The organism is Halorhodospira halochloris, assembly GCF_002356555.2.
Classification (GTDB): Bacteria; Pseudomonadota; Gammaproteobacteria; order Nitrococcales; family Halorhodospiraceae; genus Halorhodospira; species Halorhodospira halochloris.
On the sequence record NZ_AP017372.2, the window covers coordinates 2,584,076 to 2,598,117 of the forward strand.

Here is a 14,042-nt window from a genome sequence, read left to right on the forward strand (position 1 = left end):
ACTCAATCCGCCACTGGATGCCGCTGCATTGTCCTAGCCAGGACCTCAAGCAACTGATCAACATCATCTTCACTATGCTGAGCAGTGAAGCTTATCCGCAACCTTGAGGTCCCCTCCGGCACCGTCGGTGGTCGTATAGCCGCAACGCGGAACCCGGCCTGCTCTAGTTCGCTACTCCAACTCAAGGCATTTTGTGCGCTGCCGACTATAATCGGCTGAATTGGAGTAGTAATCTGCCTATTCCCACCTACGGGCAGGCCCAGCTGCTCAGCGCCCAGGCGGAACCGCCGGGCCATGGCTATCACCCTCTCCCGCCGCCAGGACTCCTGTTGGGCAATGAGCACAGCTTGGTAAGCAGCCGTAGCCACCCCCGGTGGCAGAGCTGTAGTATAGATATATGTCCGGGCCGCCTGCATCAAGGTCTCAATCAAGCATTTACTGCCGGCAACAAACGCCCCGAAGACGCCAAACGCTTTACCTAATGTGCCCACTAGCACGGGCACTTGCCGGTCAGCGCAGCCGCTTGCCGATATACTGCCGCGGCCATTCTCCCCCAACACTCCCAGTCCATGAGCATCATCAACAACCAGGATAGCGCCACTCCGATCCGCAAGGCAGGCCAATTCATTGAGCGGGGCCACATCACCGTCCATGCTGAACACCCCATCGGTAACAACCATCGCCAAAGAGGCGTCGAGTTGCGCGCAGCGGCTGCTGAGTTGAGATACATCGGCGTGAGGATAGCGCAGACTTTTAGCACCGGCTAAACGCAGGGCATCGATAAGTGAGGCATGGTTGAGACGATCTTCGCCAACTCGCTCACCGCGCCTAACAAGGGCACTTATAACGCCTAGATTGGCCATGTAGCCGGTAGAAAAGAGCAACGCCGCCTCGCGGCCGGTAAACTCCGCTAGCGCTCCTTCCAGTTCAGCATGCTCCCGCCGATGGCCGGTCACCAAGTGCGCAGCACCCGTGCCGACACCGCTACGCCCGGCATATCCGATCATCGCCTGCGCGAGACGAGGATCCGTCGCCAGGCCAAGGTAATCATTGCCGCACATAACCCGTATAGAGCGACCGGCGCTAGTGCTCGCCCGCGCCCCGTCATAGCCGTATAGCGGCTCTACCTGACGCCACAAACCGCCATCACGCCTACTTTGCAACCACGGCTGCAGTCGGGCATCGAGCCTAGTTACTGCATCGGCGGTGGAGTCTATCAAGGCTCCAGCTCTGCACAGGCGTGTTCACGCTCTTCTAGGGCCATGCCGAGGCGCTTTAGCAGGCGCAAATCGTGATCAGTATCGGGATTATCAGTCGTCAGCAGCTTATCGCCAAAAAACATGCTATTCGCACCGGCCATGAAGCACATTGCCTGCAACTCGTCACTCATACCGTCGCGGCCGGCCGAAAGGCGCACATAGGAGCGCGGCAACAAGATGCGGGACACCGCAATGGTACGCACCATCTCGAACGGATCGAGCGCCTCCACATCCTCCATGGGCGTTCCCGGTATAGGGATAAGCCTATTAATTGGGACGCTTTGCGGCTGCACGGGCAGATTGGCGAGGGTTCTTAACAGCTCGATGCGATCATCCCGCGACTCTCCCATGCCAATAATCCCCCCGCAGCAGACCTGCATCCCCGCTGCGCGTATCCTCTCCAGAGTCTCCAGGCGCTCATCATAGGTCCGGGTAGAGACAACCTCACTGTAGAAATCCGGCGAGGTATCGAGATTGTGGTTAAAGTAGTCGAGCCCAGCTTCGGCAAGCCTCTGCGCCTGCCCCTCAGCGAGCAGACCGGCAGATAGACAAGCTTCCAAACCCTCCGCTTTGACCGCCTGAACCATTGCTACTAGCGGCTCGATATCGCGCTCCTTGGGGCCACGCCATGCCGCACCCATGCACAACCTTAGTGCGCCCGCCTCGCGCGCCCGGCGCGCAGCGCCGCGCACAGCATCGACATCGACCAAGGCCTCCGGATTAAGGCCGGTATCATAGCGCGCGCTCTGCGAACAATAGGCGCAATCTTCGGCGCAGGCCCCAGTCTTTACCGACAAGAGAGTACTTGCCTGCACCAGATTTGGATCAAAGTTCTGACGATGGACGCCCTGCGCCGTAAACAGCAGATCCGGCAGGCTGCGTTCGAATAATTCGCGTACTTGGCTATAAGTCCAGTTCGGACTGGCTTGCTGAGTCATCTTAGTATGCTATCTTAGCTCTATTGGAACGTGACATTCTGACTAGTGATGATAGCAGGGAGGCAACCATGGTCAACTATTTCCGCTATCTGCAACTCAAAAACCCGCTGCAGGCTGCGCTAGAAGCCTGTTACCCGCCGTTATGCAGGCTTTGTGGCGATAGCGGTGATTCAGGCATAGACCTATGCCTTGGCTGCCAAGAATCATTGCCTTGGAACAGCCCCGCTTGCCCACGCTGCGCCATGCCGGCTCAGGGTCAAGATTTACCCTGCCGCTGCATCAACGAACCCTGGCCCTTTACTAGCGCTACCGTACCGCTGCTTTACGAGGGGGCCGTAGCGACCTTGGTCGGTGGCTTTAAGTACCACGGCAACCTGGCGCAGGGGCAGTTGCTCGGCAAGATTCTCTCTAAGGCACTGGAAGCTAGCGAGAAGAGCTTACCCAGGCACCTTATCCCGCTGCCACTTCATTACCGACGGCTCCGCCAGCGTGGCTTTGAGCAGACCAATGAGCTAGCCAGGGCAATCAGCAAAGACAACCCGAGCATAATTACAACGCCCATCCTCAACCGCCGTCGGGCCACTTCACAGCAGTCACTGCTTACGGCAGGTCAGCGTCGCGCCAATGTTGACGAGGCTTTTGCGGTAGACGCCCGCTCTTCTCTACCCAAGCACGTAGCACTGCTCGACGACGTTGTAACCACCGGAGCTACGGCGATCTCCGCAGCAAAGGCGCTGATCAGTGCCGGGGCCGAGCGAGTAGATCTCTGGGCTGTGGCGAGAGCCAGTATTAATAGCTAGCCTTGAATATCTACTGGAAGCCAAGCCAGTGGATATCCAAGAAAATCCCCAAAAATACTAGCCCGCCTAGCCACGCGTTATTGAGGAAGGCGCGGAAACAAGCCTGACGTTCACGATTGCGGATAAGGTACTGCTGATAGACAAAGAGCAAGGCAGCGCCTGTTATCCCGCCGTAATATGCAGCTCCCAAGCCCAGGTGCAGTCCAACCTGGATAAGCGCAATGATCATCAACACTTGCAAAAAGCCTATCATCAGCCTATCGAGGTCGCCAAAGAGCACCGCCGTTGACTTGACCCCGATCTGCAGGTCATCGTCCCTATCAACCATGGCGTACATAGTATCGTAGACCGTCGCCCAGAGCACCGCAGACAACATCAGCAGCCATACTACCACCGGCAATTCACCGCTCTGGGCTGCGAAAACCATGGGCACAGCCCAACCGAAGGCCACCCCCAAGTGCACCTGAGGCAAATGAGTGTAACGCTTGGTGAACGGATAAGTGGCTGCCAGCACCACCGCAACCAAAGACAGCAGGATGGTGAGCGGATTGGTAAAGAGTACCAGCGCAAACGCCAACAAGCATAACAGCACGAAGACTAATAGCGCCTCGCGCTCACTCACCCGACCAGTCGCAAAGGGTCGCGTACGGGTACGCTTGACCTGGCCGTCAATATGGCGATCAGCGTAATCGTTGATAACACACCCAGCGGCGCGCATTATCAGCACACCGAACACAAATATAACCAGGATATCCAGATCAGGAACACCCTCGGCAGCAAGCCACAAAGACCACATTACCGGCCAAAGCAGCAGGAAATTCCCGATCGGACGATCTAGTCTAGCCAGTTCGGCATAGGTACGCAGGCGCTCCAGGATCCACGATCCGGTGCTGCTATCTGCTTGCCAACTCACCCTCGGCCACCTCCCTACAGCTTGCTGCCAAGAACACTTCGGTTACCAGGATACTCTGCCGGCCTGCCATTAGAGTAGATCTGCGAGCCCATGCCCCTGGTACAGCATCCTCACCATAACGATACAAGCGCCAAGCCAGTGGCTCTTCGCCCTGTAAGCGCGCCACTGCCAAAGGCCCGCGCCGCGCATCCGGCGCTGCAAATATAAGTCTACCCAAAGGCTGCGCACCAAGGCGAGTAACACTCGCCCAGGGCCCGGGCATCAGCCGCGGCATTACGCTCCGCGCATAGATACGCTGCCCAGCAGTACAGTTTAAGATTACTTCACGCAACCACACCCACCGCCGCGGATCTTCTCCCAAGGCAAGTGCCTCGTCTGCAGATGGTCGTGCCATCCCCTGCCAGAGGAGAGTTACCTCGACATTGCCGAAGCGCTCTAGCTGCGCAGTCAGTGACCCCTTTACAGCAATAAGCTCACGCACCCATACCGGCGGTCGGCACGGCAAGGCAGCTATGCTCGGACGCCAGCGTGCGTCTCGATGCTGCCACCTCATCCGTTGCGTGAATCGTTTATCCAAACCCAACCACCTAATACCATTGCCTCATGCCTTACACTTGTCCGTAGCGCTGAGCCTCTCCTATCCAGCGCTCAATCAAGGCCTCAACCACATCAGGCTGTTCAGTCAAGAGTCGCCCAGCAACCCGCTGCACGGTATCCAACAGAGCTTTATCGCGACTCAAATCAGCGACCTTTAAGCCGAGATCACCGGTTTGTCGCGAGCCGAGAAACTCACCGGGGCCACGAATCTGCAAATCCCGCTCGGCGATAACAAACCCATCGGTGGTCTCACGCATAACCTCTAGGCGCTGACGGGATACGGCTGACAACGGTCCATGATACATGAGCACGCAACTCGACGCCGAACTACCCCGGCCAACCCGCCCCCTTAACTGGTGCAGCTGAGCCAAACCAAGACGCTCAGCATTATCGATTATCATCAGGCTGGCATTGGCAACGTCCACCCCCACTTCAATCACCGTCGTCGCCACCAACAGTTCGATCTCGCCAGCCGCAAATTGCGCCATAGCCCTCTCTTTTTCGGCCGCGGCCATGCGCCCATGTATCAGCCCAATAGTGCATTCATCAAGCTCTCGCGCGAGCTCCTCGGCCGTCTCCTCAGCTGCCTGGGCATCAAGCTCCTCAGAGGCTTCCACCAGGGTGCATACCCAATATGCTTGGCGCCCCTCAAGCAAGGCTCCCCGTATCCGTTCAATCACTTCATCACGTCTTGCACTGGAGACCGCCACGGTCTTGACCTCACCCCGCCCTGGGGGACGCTCATCTAGCAACGAGACATCAAGATCGGCATAGATGGTCATTGCCAGTGTGCGGGGGATGGGAGTTGCAGTCATGCTCAACTGGTGGGGCTCAACACTACCCGCCTTCTCCTTCAGGGCAAGACGTTGATTGACGCCGAATCGGTGCTGCTCATCTATCACCACCAACCCCAGCCTGAAAAACTCAACCGCCTCTTGGAATAAAGCATGGGTGCCAATGGCTACTCCTGCCCGTCCTGCAGCCAAACTCTGCATGGCACTACGCCTTTGCGCTGTTGACGCACTACCACTGAGCCAAGCCAACTCCACCTCAAGGGGAATCAACCAACTCGACAGGGTTCGCCAGTGCTGCTCGGCCAGCAACTCGGTTGGGGCCATGACAGCAGCCTGATAACCGCTGCCTATGGCACGGGCACAGGCCAATGCTGCAATAACCGTCTTCCCCGAGCCTACATCGCCTTGCAGCAAGCGCAGCATCGGACTAGGTTGCGCCATGTCTGCAGCCACTTCGCTATCGACCCGGAGTTGCGCAGCGGTAAGCTCAAAGGGGAGTGTGTCGCGCAGTTGGCCGGCCAACCCCTCCCCTCCATCCAATACCGGCGCGGTGGCAGCAGCATGCAAGTTGAGCCGATAACGCCGCAGTGTCAAGTGATGGGCTAGCAGCTCCTCATACGCCACCCTTTGCACAGCCGGGTGGCGCCCCTCAAGCAAGGCCTGGGTGTCCGTCTCCGGAGACGGCCGATGAATCTGCTGGAACGCCTCCAACAGTCCTGGCCAGCCAGACTCAGGAAGCATAGACCCGTCGAGATGATCCTGCCCGTGTTGGGCAAACAACTCCAAGGCAACATCGACCAGGCTTCTTAGTTTTTTTTGATGCAACCCGTCGGTGCTCCGGTAGACAGGGGTCAAGGCCTCACTCAACCGATCAGTGTCGCCGGGTTTGACCCGCTTGTACTCGGGGTGAACCATCTGCAGGCTGCCATAGCCTGCACGCACTTCACCGAAGCAGCGCAGCCACAAGCCGCGCTGGAGCCGCTCGGCGGTTTTCGGGGGATAGTTAAAGAAGACCAGATCCAGCTGACCTGAGCCATCACTGATACGGCAGAGCAGGCGCCGACGCCGCCCCTGAGCTACCTCGCTCCAAGCAATAGCACCCTCGACCAGGGCCCGCTCACCGGCACTCAGATCGGCTATCCTGCGCAAGCGAGTCCGATCCTCGTAACGGATGGGCAAGTGCAGCAACAGATCTGCAAGGGTATAGATATTTAATCTATGCAGCCGCTGTACGCTTCGCTCACCCACTCCGGGTAGTGCTTGCAGGCGCCAGTCTGGCGCTATCACAGCTAAGCTTTAGGCCTTGTTGGGAAGATACAGGATTGCGTCCATCTCTACCGCTGCCCCCTTAGGCAAGGCGCTAACGCCCACTGCAGCTCGCGACGGGTAGGGCTGGGCGAGGACATCCGCCATCACTTCGTTGACCAGTGAAAAATGGCTCAGGTCGGTCAAGTAGACTGTTATGCGCACCGCATCCGCTAAAGATCCGCCAGCGGCTTCGGCAACAGCGCCGAGATTAGCAAAGACACGTTCTATCTGACTGTGCATGTCGGCACCAACCAGTTCACCGGTCTCTGGGTCCAACGGTATCTGTCCGGAAACATAGACAAATTCACCGGCCTTGACTGCTTGGTTATAAGGACCTATGGCGGCAGGAGCCGCAGTTGTCTCAACTGTCTGAAGGTTTGACATATCTCCTCCTTAATACCGACTAAAAAACTTCTTGTCCTAATTGATCTTCCGCGAAATGCGCTGCACAACCGACATGGCGCGTAAGTGTCGCATTATCGAGGCCAGGTGGCGACGGTCGCGAACCAGAATCAAGAACCTAACAGTGGCTATCATGCCATCGCGCTCTTCAATGGTTACGTTCTCTATGCTTGAGCCACGCTCGGCAATAGCATAGGCGAGCTGAGCAAGTGCGCCGCGTTCGTTGACTACATCAAGGCTTATCTGAGCCGGAAAATCATTTTCACTCTCCGCTTCCCAGTCGACGTCTATCCAATTCTCGTAGCGTTTACGCTGCCCGCCGACGTTTTTACAATCGCGATGATGGATAACCACACCCCGACCACTGCTCACAAAACCGACAATAGGATCTCCCGGGATAGGCCGACAGCAGCGGCCAAAGCTGACGACTGCCCCCTCGTTCCCACGCAGGGTTAAGTTGCCACCGTGCCCCTGTTCGGCAATACTCTCATTAAACTCTGCTGCGCCTTGCTCTAAACCTGAGAGTAACTGTGCGACCAACCACGGCACCCGCCTGCCGAGACCTACCTCTTTAAACAGCTGTTCCAAGCTATCCGCGCCGGCCTTTTCAACCGCATGTTCAACATGTTCTGCATCAAGCTGTTCCAGATCAAGTGACAGGGCTGCCAGAGCGCGCTCGACCATGCGTCTGCCGAGATCCACAGCCTCTTCGCCCTCCAGTCGCTTGAGGGCGTGACGAATAGCCGTTCGCGCCTTTGCGGTTACCACAAAGTCAAGCCACACCGGGTTTGGCCGGGCTACCGGGGCAGTGACGATCTCAATCATCTGACCAGTTTTGAGAGGCGTTCGTAGCGGGGTTAAACGATGGTCAACCTTGGCCGCAACACAACTGTTACCGACATCTGAATGGATAGCATAGGCTAAATCGACGGGTGTGGCGTTATGAGGAAGCTCGATTATGTCGCCTTTGGGCGTAAAGACATAGATCTCATCCGGGACCAGGTCTATCTTCACACTTTCGATAAACTCTTCGGAATTGCCGGCGCTGCGCTGCATCTCGAGCAGGTGTTGGACCCATTCGCGGGCCCTTATCTGAGCCTTGTTGCTGCCCTCCTCGGCATCTTTATAGAGCCAGTGCGCAGCTATCCCCGACTCAGCCACAGCATCCATCTCGCCGGTGCGGATCTGCGCCTCCAGGCGGATCCGATGCGGTCCCACCAGGGTAGTGTGGAGCGATTGGTAGCCATTGGCCTTAGGGATAGCAATGTAGTCTTTGATTCGTCCCGGGCGCGGTTTATATAGATTATGCAGGATGCCGAGCACGCGGTAACACTCGTCAACCGAATCTACTACTACCCGAAAACCATAAACATCAAAGACATCACGAAAATTAAGCTGCTTATGCAGCATCTTACAATAGATCGACCAAAGGTGTTTTTCACGCCCCTCGACCTTAGCCTCAATGCCCATCTGGGACAGGCGGCTGCGCACCTGATCGCAGACCGTATCCAGGATAACCCCCCTCCTGCCCCTTTGCCGCGCTAACTTCTCCTTGAGCGCGCGATAACGCAGCGGGTAGAGGGCAGCGAAACCAAGATCCTCTAGCTCGATGCGCATCGCGTTAATTCCTAGCCGCTGCGCTATTGGGGCGTAGATCTCTAGGGTTTCACGGGCGATCTGCCGACGCTTTTGCGGCGGCATAATCCAGATGGTGCGCATGTTGTGAAGGCGATCGGCCAGTTTTATCAGGATGACGCGGATATCCTGCGTCATTGCCATGATCATCTTGCGGAAGCTTTGCGCCTGAGCCTCCGCTTTGCTCTTGCCGTCTATAGCGGTAAGTTTTGAAACGCCATCGACAAGTTCGGCAACCTGCTCACCGAACCTATCGACAAGGCCTTCTTTAGCCGTAGGCGTATCTTCAATGACGTCATGGAGAAGTGCCGCGACAATAGCCTCCTCGTCGAGGCGCATCTCGGCGAGGATGCGGGCTACTGCTACAGGATGGACTATGTACGGCTCGCCGCTGCGCCGGCGCTGTCCTTCGTGGGCAGCTGCCGAGAAGCGGTAAGCCTCCTCGACTCGCTCAACCTGGTGTGAATCTAGGTATTCGTGCAGCTCGGCGAGCAACTCGCCCAGGCGACGCTGCGGGTCAGACAACGCCGCGCTATCATCATCTGCAATTAAACTTGCGGCTCGCGCCATACTTCATCCGACCGCCACATACATCAGGCGCCGCCTTCATCTGAATTGGTTGAACCCCCGTCCGGGGTGCCGAATTCTCTCTCTTCACTAGCATGCGGGTCGGGCTGAGCAGGACCGCCGCCCACCTCTGCCACAACATCCGCCGTACTAAAGCCACCAAGTCGAGCGGCCTCATGAGAGCCACCCTCTTCAACACCAAGGATAGATGGGCCGATATGTCCATCAGCTATCTCGCGGAGGGCCACTACCGATGGCTTATCGTTCTCCCAGGCTACTAATGGCTCTACCCCATTGGCGATCTGGCGGGCGCGCTTCGCCCCCGCAAGCACTAGCTGAAACCGGTTATCGACATTTTCCAAACAATCTTCGACAGTAACTCGAGCCATAGTAATCTCCGTTCAAATGCAATATTTTGTTAATTTTACTGCTTTGCTGGCCAACTAGGAAGCAGGTAAAAGAAACTCAAGGGCCGAATCAAGCAGCTCAAAAGCGCCATCAGCAGCACGCAAACGTCCCGCTCTCCATTCCAACCACCCGTCTTTGATTAGTTGCCCCACACAATCCTCAAGCTCAGTCCAGGAAATCCCACTATTCGCCTGCGCCTCACATGGCGCAATGCCATCAACCAGGCGCAGCCCATTGGCAAACAGCTCGAACACCACCTCATCGCGACTTAGCTGCCAATCTCTGGCATCCGCCGATTCGGTGCCAGCCGAGCGCAGCCACTGCTGCGGCGAAGCCACAGCCTCAGTGCGAACGATCTTCCCCGGCGCTAAAGTGAGCTTGCCATGGGCGCCCGGCCCGATACCCAGGAAGTCACCGTAGCTCCAGTAGTTGAGGTTGTGAACGCACTGCTGGCCCGGGCCAGCAAAGGCTGAAACCTCATAGCGCTTGAGCCCGGCCGCTGCCATCTGCTCGCGACAGGCGCTCTCCATCTGCGCCTGGGCTTGGTCATCAGGCAAATCCGCAGGTGGGTTCTGCGCTATGGGAGTCCCAGATTCTATAGTCAGCTGGTAGTGGCTGATATGCTTGACTCCGAGGTTCACTAGCCTAGTCACATCAGCCTGAGCCGAGCTTTGTGTTTGCCCGGGCAGGGCATACATCAAGTCGACATTAACCCGCGTTAAGCCAGCCGCATGGGCCTGCTCTAATGCACTTAGCGCGGCCCGTGAATCATGCACTCTCCCCAAGCGCCGCAAAAGGTGATCGTCCAGGCTCTGAACACCCAAGGATAACCTATTTATCCCAGCGGCCCGGTAATCGCACCACTCACCGCGCTCCCTAGCCCCCGGGTTTGCCTCCAGTGTAACCTCGACATCCCAAGCAAGCCCAATTTGTTCGCCAACTGCTTCGAGTATCCTCTGCACAGCCGCAGCGGGCAGCAGGCTTGGTGTACCGCCGCCGAAAAACACGCTTACCGCCGGTGGCGCGGCTGTCGAACCAAGTAGTGCTCGCTGTTCATTAAACCATCTGCAGACGCGGCTCAGCTCAGCTTCAACCCCACCAACAAAAGGCTCTACTAAGGTCTCGCCCCCCATCGGATAGGCATTGAAATCGCAGTAGGAGCAGCGTCGCAGGCACCACGGCCAATGTATATAAACACTTAGCGGCGGTAACCGGTCTCTACACATGCCTAGCTTGCGATCACGAATCGATTCAGCTGATCGACCAGCTCGCGCAAGGCTTGGCCACGGTGGCTACGCGCATCTTTGGCGCCACTGTCTAGTTCAGCGGCAGTTAAGCCAAGCTGGGGGTCTGCAAAGAGTGGGTCGTAGCCAAAGCCGTTAGTACCTCGCGGGCTATCAACAATATAGCCGCGCCAAATCCCATGGGCTAGCAATGGTGCCGGGTCCTGCCAGTTACGCAAGTAAACCATTACGCAGTGGAATGCGGCTTGGCGGCGGTGGTTCTCCACTCCAGCCAACTTGCTGAGCAAAAGTTGGTTATTTGCAGCATCGTCACCCTGCCTGCCGGCATAGCGGGCAGAATATATACCCGGCTCGCCACCCAGGGCCGGAACCACTAGCCCTGAATCATCTGCTACGGCTGGTAAACCACTGCACTTGGCGACATGCCTGGCCTTGATCAAGGCATTTTCAACAAAGGTAGCGGCATCTTCGGGCGCTGAATCTATTTCCAATTCTTTCTGTCCCAGCACCTCTATGCCGGAGCCGGCAAGCATTCTCGACAATTCAGCCATTTTGCCCGGGTTACCGGTAGCAAGAACCAGTCTCATGCCCCCAAAGCCTCATTCTGAGCCAAAAGCAACTCTTTTACCCCTTTATCTGCTAGATCAAGCATGGCATCGAGCTCATCGCGCCTAAATGCATGCCCCTCAGCCGTACCCTGAATCTCAATGAAACCACCGCCCTCATTCATCACTACATTCATGTCTGTCTCGGCCTCACCATCCTCAGCATAATCCAGATCCAGAACAGCCTCGCCCCGGTATACCCCAACCGAAACCGAGGCCACTTGGCCATGGAGAGGCGAACTACGGATCACCCGTTGCCGCACGAGGCTCTCAACTGCGTCGACCAAAGCGATATAACTACCGGTTATAGCAGCGGTTCTTGTACCGCCATCGGCCTGGAGAACATCACAGTCGACGACTACCTGGCGCTCGCCTAGGGCCTCCAGATCGGTTACTGCGCGCAACGACCGACCTATTAGGCGCTGTATCTCGAGGGTCCGTCCCTGCTGCTTGCCCCGCGCAGCCTCGCGATCACTGCGGGTGTGAGTAGAACGTGGCAGCATACCGTATTCCGCGGTCACCCAGCCCCTGCCTTTATTGCGCAGCCATGGCGGGACACGTTGTTCGACACTCGCAGTACACAGTACTCGAGTATCACCGTAGGCGATCAATACCGAGCCTTCGGCATGTTTGGTGTAATGTCGCTGAATTTCAACAGGGCGCATCTGATCACTACTTCGGCCACTGGGGCGCATCTTACCTCCTTGAAATTAGTGCTTTATCTTCAGCACCTTAGAAAAACCGTAGAGACAAAACCAACAACAGCTCTGGACTGTTTATCCCGCGTATTAGATTATGGACACAAAATCCTCGCAACATGACACGGTATGCGTTGACCAGATTCAGCCAATTGAAGCAGATATATAAAGAGCAAGCTTGCTGTGCCTGCCTGGGGACCCACTAGCCCCGGTTAATAACAAGAGAGGACCGCCATGCGCGTCAACGAGCCCGTCACCCAGCGCCGGGTAGAGGTGGCCAAAGATGCCACAATACTTTCTACTACGGACCCCAAAGGCAAGATAACCTACGTTAACGAAGACTTTGAGCGCATCAGCGGCTACCACCGGGACGAACTAATTGGCCAGTCCCACAACCTGATCCGCCATCCAGACATGCCGCGTACGGCCTTCTACGAGATGTGGCAACGCCTCCAATCAGGCCACTCGTGGATGGGGGTTGTGAAAAACCGCTGTAAAAACGGCGACCATTACTGGGTGCACGCCTACGCGACGCCAATCTTAGATGATCGAGGCCGAATTGTCGAAATCCAATCGGTACGTCAGGCGGTCCCCGATGAAGCTATAATTGAGCGGGCCGAAGCACTCTATGCCAAAGTGCGTGCGGCTGAACCAGACAAGGGCGAACTGACCCCGGTGCCAAGAACCGGGGTTAAGCTCGGCATCCGAACCAAGGCCCTTGCTCTTATCAGCTTACCTGCCGTCACCGCTTTGCTGGTTACTATCCTTAGCCCGCCGATACTCGCACAGGCGGGCCTGCTCTTCCTTGCAGTTGTTGCTGCGATAGGCGGCTTTGTTTGGGTTTGGCAACCTATTGAACAAATCTTTCGCCGTTCAACCAGTATGCTGCACGACCCGGTTGGCGAACTGGTCTATTACGGCGGTCAAGATGAGGCGGCGCGCATCAATCTTGCTTTGCTATATCTACAAACCAAGCAGGAAGCAGTACCCAAGCGTCTTGCCGGGGTCACCGATCATATCCAAAGTGTCGGCACACAGTCGAGCGAAGCCATAGCTGAGGCAAACGAGCGTTCCCGGCAGCAGACCGAGGAGACACAACAGGTTGCCACAGCCATGGAAGAGATGTCGCAAAGCGTCGAAGAGGTCGCCCGCAACGCCTCCATGGGGGCTGAAACGAGCCAACGCGCCCAAGAACAGACTGCGCGAGGCATGGAGGCCGTTCAACAAAGCGCCGATGCTGTACGCAACTTGGTAGAAAGGATACAAGGCTCCTCCGAGGTCACCAACCTAGTCGCATCTGAGACCGAGCGCATTGGCAAGGCCCTTGACCTTATCCAAGAGATTACCGAGCAGACCAACCTGCTGGCCTTAAATGCTGCCATCGAGGCCGCCCGAGCCGGACACGTAGGCCGAGGCTTCTCGGTAGTTGCCGAGGAGGTGAGGGTACTTGCCGATCGCACCTCCGAGTCCACTAAAGAGATCAAATCTATTATTGACTCTCTCCAGGACGGGGCCACTCGAGCAGTGGCGACAATGAATGAGAGCCTTGAAAAGGCTGAGGAGACAGCCAACTTCGCTGATCAGGCCCGCCAGGTACTCGAGGATATCAATTCTGCAGTGGCTACCATGCAGCAAATGAGCGCTGAAATCGCCAGTGCTACAGAGGAGCAAAGCGCCACCGCCGATGAAGTTAACCGGAACATCAACAACATAGACCAAATGGCCCAAGAAGTTAGTCGGCGCACCGAGCAGGCAAGCTCACGCATGGGCGATCTTGCAGATGAGATAGATCAGGCATCACGCCTAGTCAAACGCTTTGCCAGACGCCAGCACAATCAGTAAAGATGCCTAGAGGATTTAGACTCAAATGATCA

At 56.8% G+C, this 14,042-nt stretch carries 13 protein-coding genes; 2 read left to right on the top strand and 11 right to left on the bottom strand.

Features of this window, described 5'->3' with window-relative positions:
* Positions 1-2: 2 nt before the first annotated feature.
* Both bioF and bioB read right to left on the bottom strand, forming a co-directional pair.
* On the bottom strand, positions 3-1,220 hold the full coding sequence (bioF, locus tag HH1059_RS11850; RefSeq protein WP_207148150.1) for an 8-amino-7-oxononanoate synthase: 1,218 nt from the start codon (positions 1,218-1,220) through the stop codon (positions 3-5).
* The gene (bioB, locus tag HH1059_RS11855) at positions 1,217-2,197 is read right to left on the bottom strand and encodes a biotin synthase BioB (protein ID WP_096406284.1); all 981 of its coding nucleotides are present in this window, start codon (positions 2,195-2,197) and stop codon (positions 1,217-1,219) included. Before bioB ends, bioF begins: the two co-directional genes overlap by 4 nt.
* Before the next feature lie 68 nt (positions 2,198-2,265).
* Between bioB and HH1059_RS11860 the strand changes: the two genes are divergently transcribed.
* A complete protein-coding gene (locus HH1059_RS11860) occupies positions 2,266-2,997 on the top strand; it encodes a ComF family protein (RefSeq protein WP_096406287.1) in 732 nt (243 codons plus the stop codon).
* Positions 2,998-3,007: 10 nt separating this feature from the next.
* Here HH1059_RS11860 and ubiA read toward each other — a convergent pair whose 3' ends face one another.
* From ubiA to rph, 9 genes are read right to left on the bottom strand one after another with little or no spacing between them, the layout of a single operon-like run.
* Positions 3,008-3,910 carry a 4-hydroxybenzoate octaprenyltransferase gene (gene ubiA / locus HH1059_RS11865; protein ID WP_096406290.1) on the bottom strand — a complete coding sequence of 301 codons (903 nt, stop codon included), beginning with the start codon at positions 3,908-3,910 and terminating at the stop codon, positions 3,008-3,010.
* Positions 3,891-4,487 carry a chorismate--pyruvate lyase family protein gene (locus HH1059_RS11870; protein WP_162549543.1) on the bottom strand — a complete coding sequence of 199 codons (597 nt, stop codon included), beginning with the start codon at positions 4,485-4,487 and terminating at the stop codon, positions 3,891-3,893. The genes ubiA and HH1059_RS11870 overlap by 20 nt, the downstream gene beginning before the upstream one ends.
* Before the next feature lie 31 nt (positions 4,488-4,518).
* Positions 4,519-6,588 carry an ATP-dependent DNA helicase RecG gene (gene recG / locus HH1059_RS11875; protein ID WP_179948764.1) on the bottom strand — a complete coding sequence of 690 codons (2,070 nt, stop codon included), beginning with the start codon at positions 6,586-6,588 and terminating at the stop codon, positions 4,519-4,521.
* 9 nt (positions 6,589-6,597) lie between these two features.
* Positions 6,598-6,993, bottom strand: coding sequence for a RidA family protein (locus tag HH1059_RS11880; RefSeq protein ID WP_096406295.1), 396 nt, complete (start codon positions 6,991-6,993; stop codon positions 6,598-6,600).
* 36 nt (positions 6,994-7,029) lie between these two features.
* A complete protein-coding gene (gene spoT, locus HH1059_RS11885) occupies positions 7,030-9,216 on the bottom strand; it encodes a bifunctional GTP diphosphokinase/guanosine-3',5'-bis pyrophosphate 3'-pyrophosphohydrolase (RefSeq protein ID WP_096406298.1) in 2,187 nt (728 codons plus the stop codon).
* A 23-nt stretch (positions 9,217-9,239) separates the two neighbouring features.
* The gene (rpoZ, locus tag HH1059_RS11890) at positions 9,240-9,602 is read right to left on the bottom strand and encodes a DNA-directed RNA polymerase subunit omega (RefSeq protein ID WP_096406301.1); all 363 of its coding nucleotides are present in this window, start codon (positions 9,600-9,602) and stop codon (positions 9,240-9,242) included.
* Positions 9,603-9,656: 54 nt separating this feature from the next.
* The gene (hemW, locus tag HH1059_RS11895) at positions 9,657-10,847 is read right to left on the bottom strand and encodes a radical SAM family heme chaperone HemW (RefSeq protein WP_096406303.1); all 1,191 of its coding nucleotides are present in this window, start codon (positions 10,845-10,847) and stop codon (positions 9,657-9,659) included.
* 2 nt (positions 10,848-10,849) lie between these two features.
* On the bottom strand, positions 10,850-11,452 hold the full coding sequence (gene rdgB / locus HH1059_RS11900; RefSeq protein ID WP_096406306.1) for an RdgB/HAM1 family non-canonical purine NTP pyrophosphatase: 603 nt from the start codon (positions 11,450-11,452) through the stop codon (positions 10,850-10,852).
* Positions 11,449-12,165: a ribonuclease PH gene (gene rph / locus HH1059_RS11905; protein ID WP_096406308.1), complete on the bottom strand. Its 717-nt coding sequence runs from the start codon at positions 12,163-12,165 to the stop codon at positions 11,449-11,451. The genes rdgB and rph overlap by 4 nt, the downstream gene beginning before the upstream one ends.
* 237 nt (positions 12,166-12,402) lie before the next feature.
* Here rph and HH1059_RS11910 point away from each other — a divergent pair, with 237 nt between their 5' ends.
* Entirely contained in the window at positions 12,403-14,010 is a 1,608-nt protein-coding gene (locus tag HH1059_RS11910) for a methyl-accepting chemotaxis protein (RefSeq protein WP_096406314.1), read from the top strand.
* The last annotated feature ends 32 nt before the right edge of the window (positions 14,011-14,042 follow it).

Coding starts and splice junctions, on each gene's coding strand:
- bioB (WP_096406284.1), bottom strand. CDS start 2,197: ATGACTCAGCAAGCCAGTCCGAACTGGACTTATAGCCAAGTACGCGAA.
- HH1059_RS11860 (WP_096406287.1), top strand. CDS start 2,266: ATGGTCAACTATTTCCGCTATCTGCAACTCAAAAACCCGCTGCAGGCT.
- HH1059_RS11880 (WP_096406295.1), bottom strand. CDS start 6,993: ATGTCAAACCTTCAGACAGTTGAGACAACTGCGGCTCCTGCCGCCATA.
- spoT (WP_096406298.1), bottom strand. CDS start 9,216: ATGGCGCGAGCCGCAAGTTTAATTGCAGATGATGATAGCGCGGCGTTG.
- rpoZ (WP_096406301.1), bottom strand. CDS start 9,602: ATGGCTCGAGTTACTGTCGAAGATTGTTTGGAAAATGTCGATAACCGG.
- hemW (WP_096406303.1), bottom strand. CDS start 10,847: ATGTGTAGAGACCGGTTACCGCCGCTAAGTGTTTATATACATTGGCCG.
- rdgB (WP_096406306.1), bottom strand. CDS start 11,452: ATGAGACTGGTTCTTGCTACCGGTAACCCGGGCAAAATGGCTGAATTG.
- rph (WP_096406308.1), bottom strand. CDS start 12,165: ATGCGCCCCAGTGGCCGAAGTAGTGATCAGATGCGCCCTGTTGAAATT.
- HH1059_RS11910 (WP_096406314.1), top strand. CDS start 12,403: ATGCGCGTCAACGAGCCCGTCACCCAGCGCCGGGTAGAGGTGGCCAAA.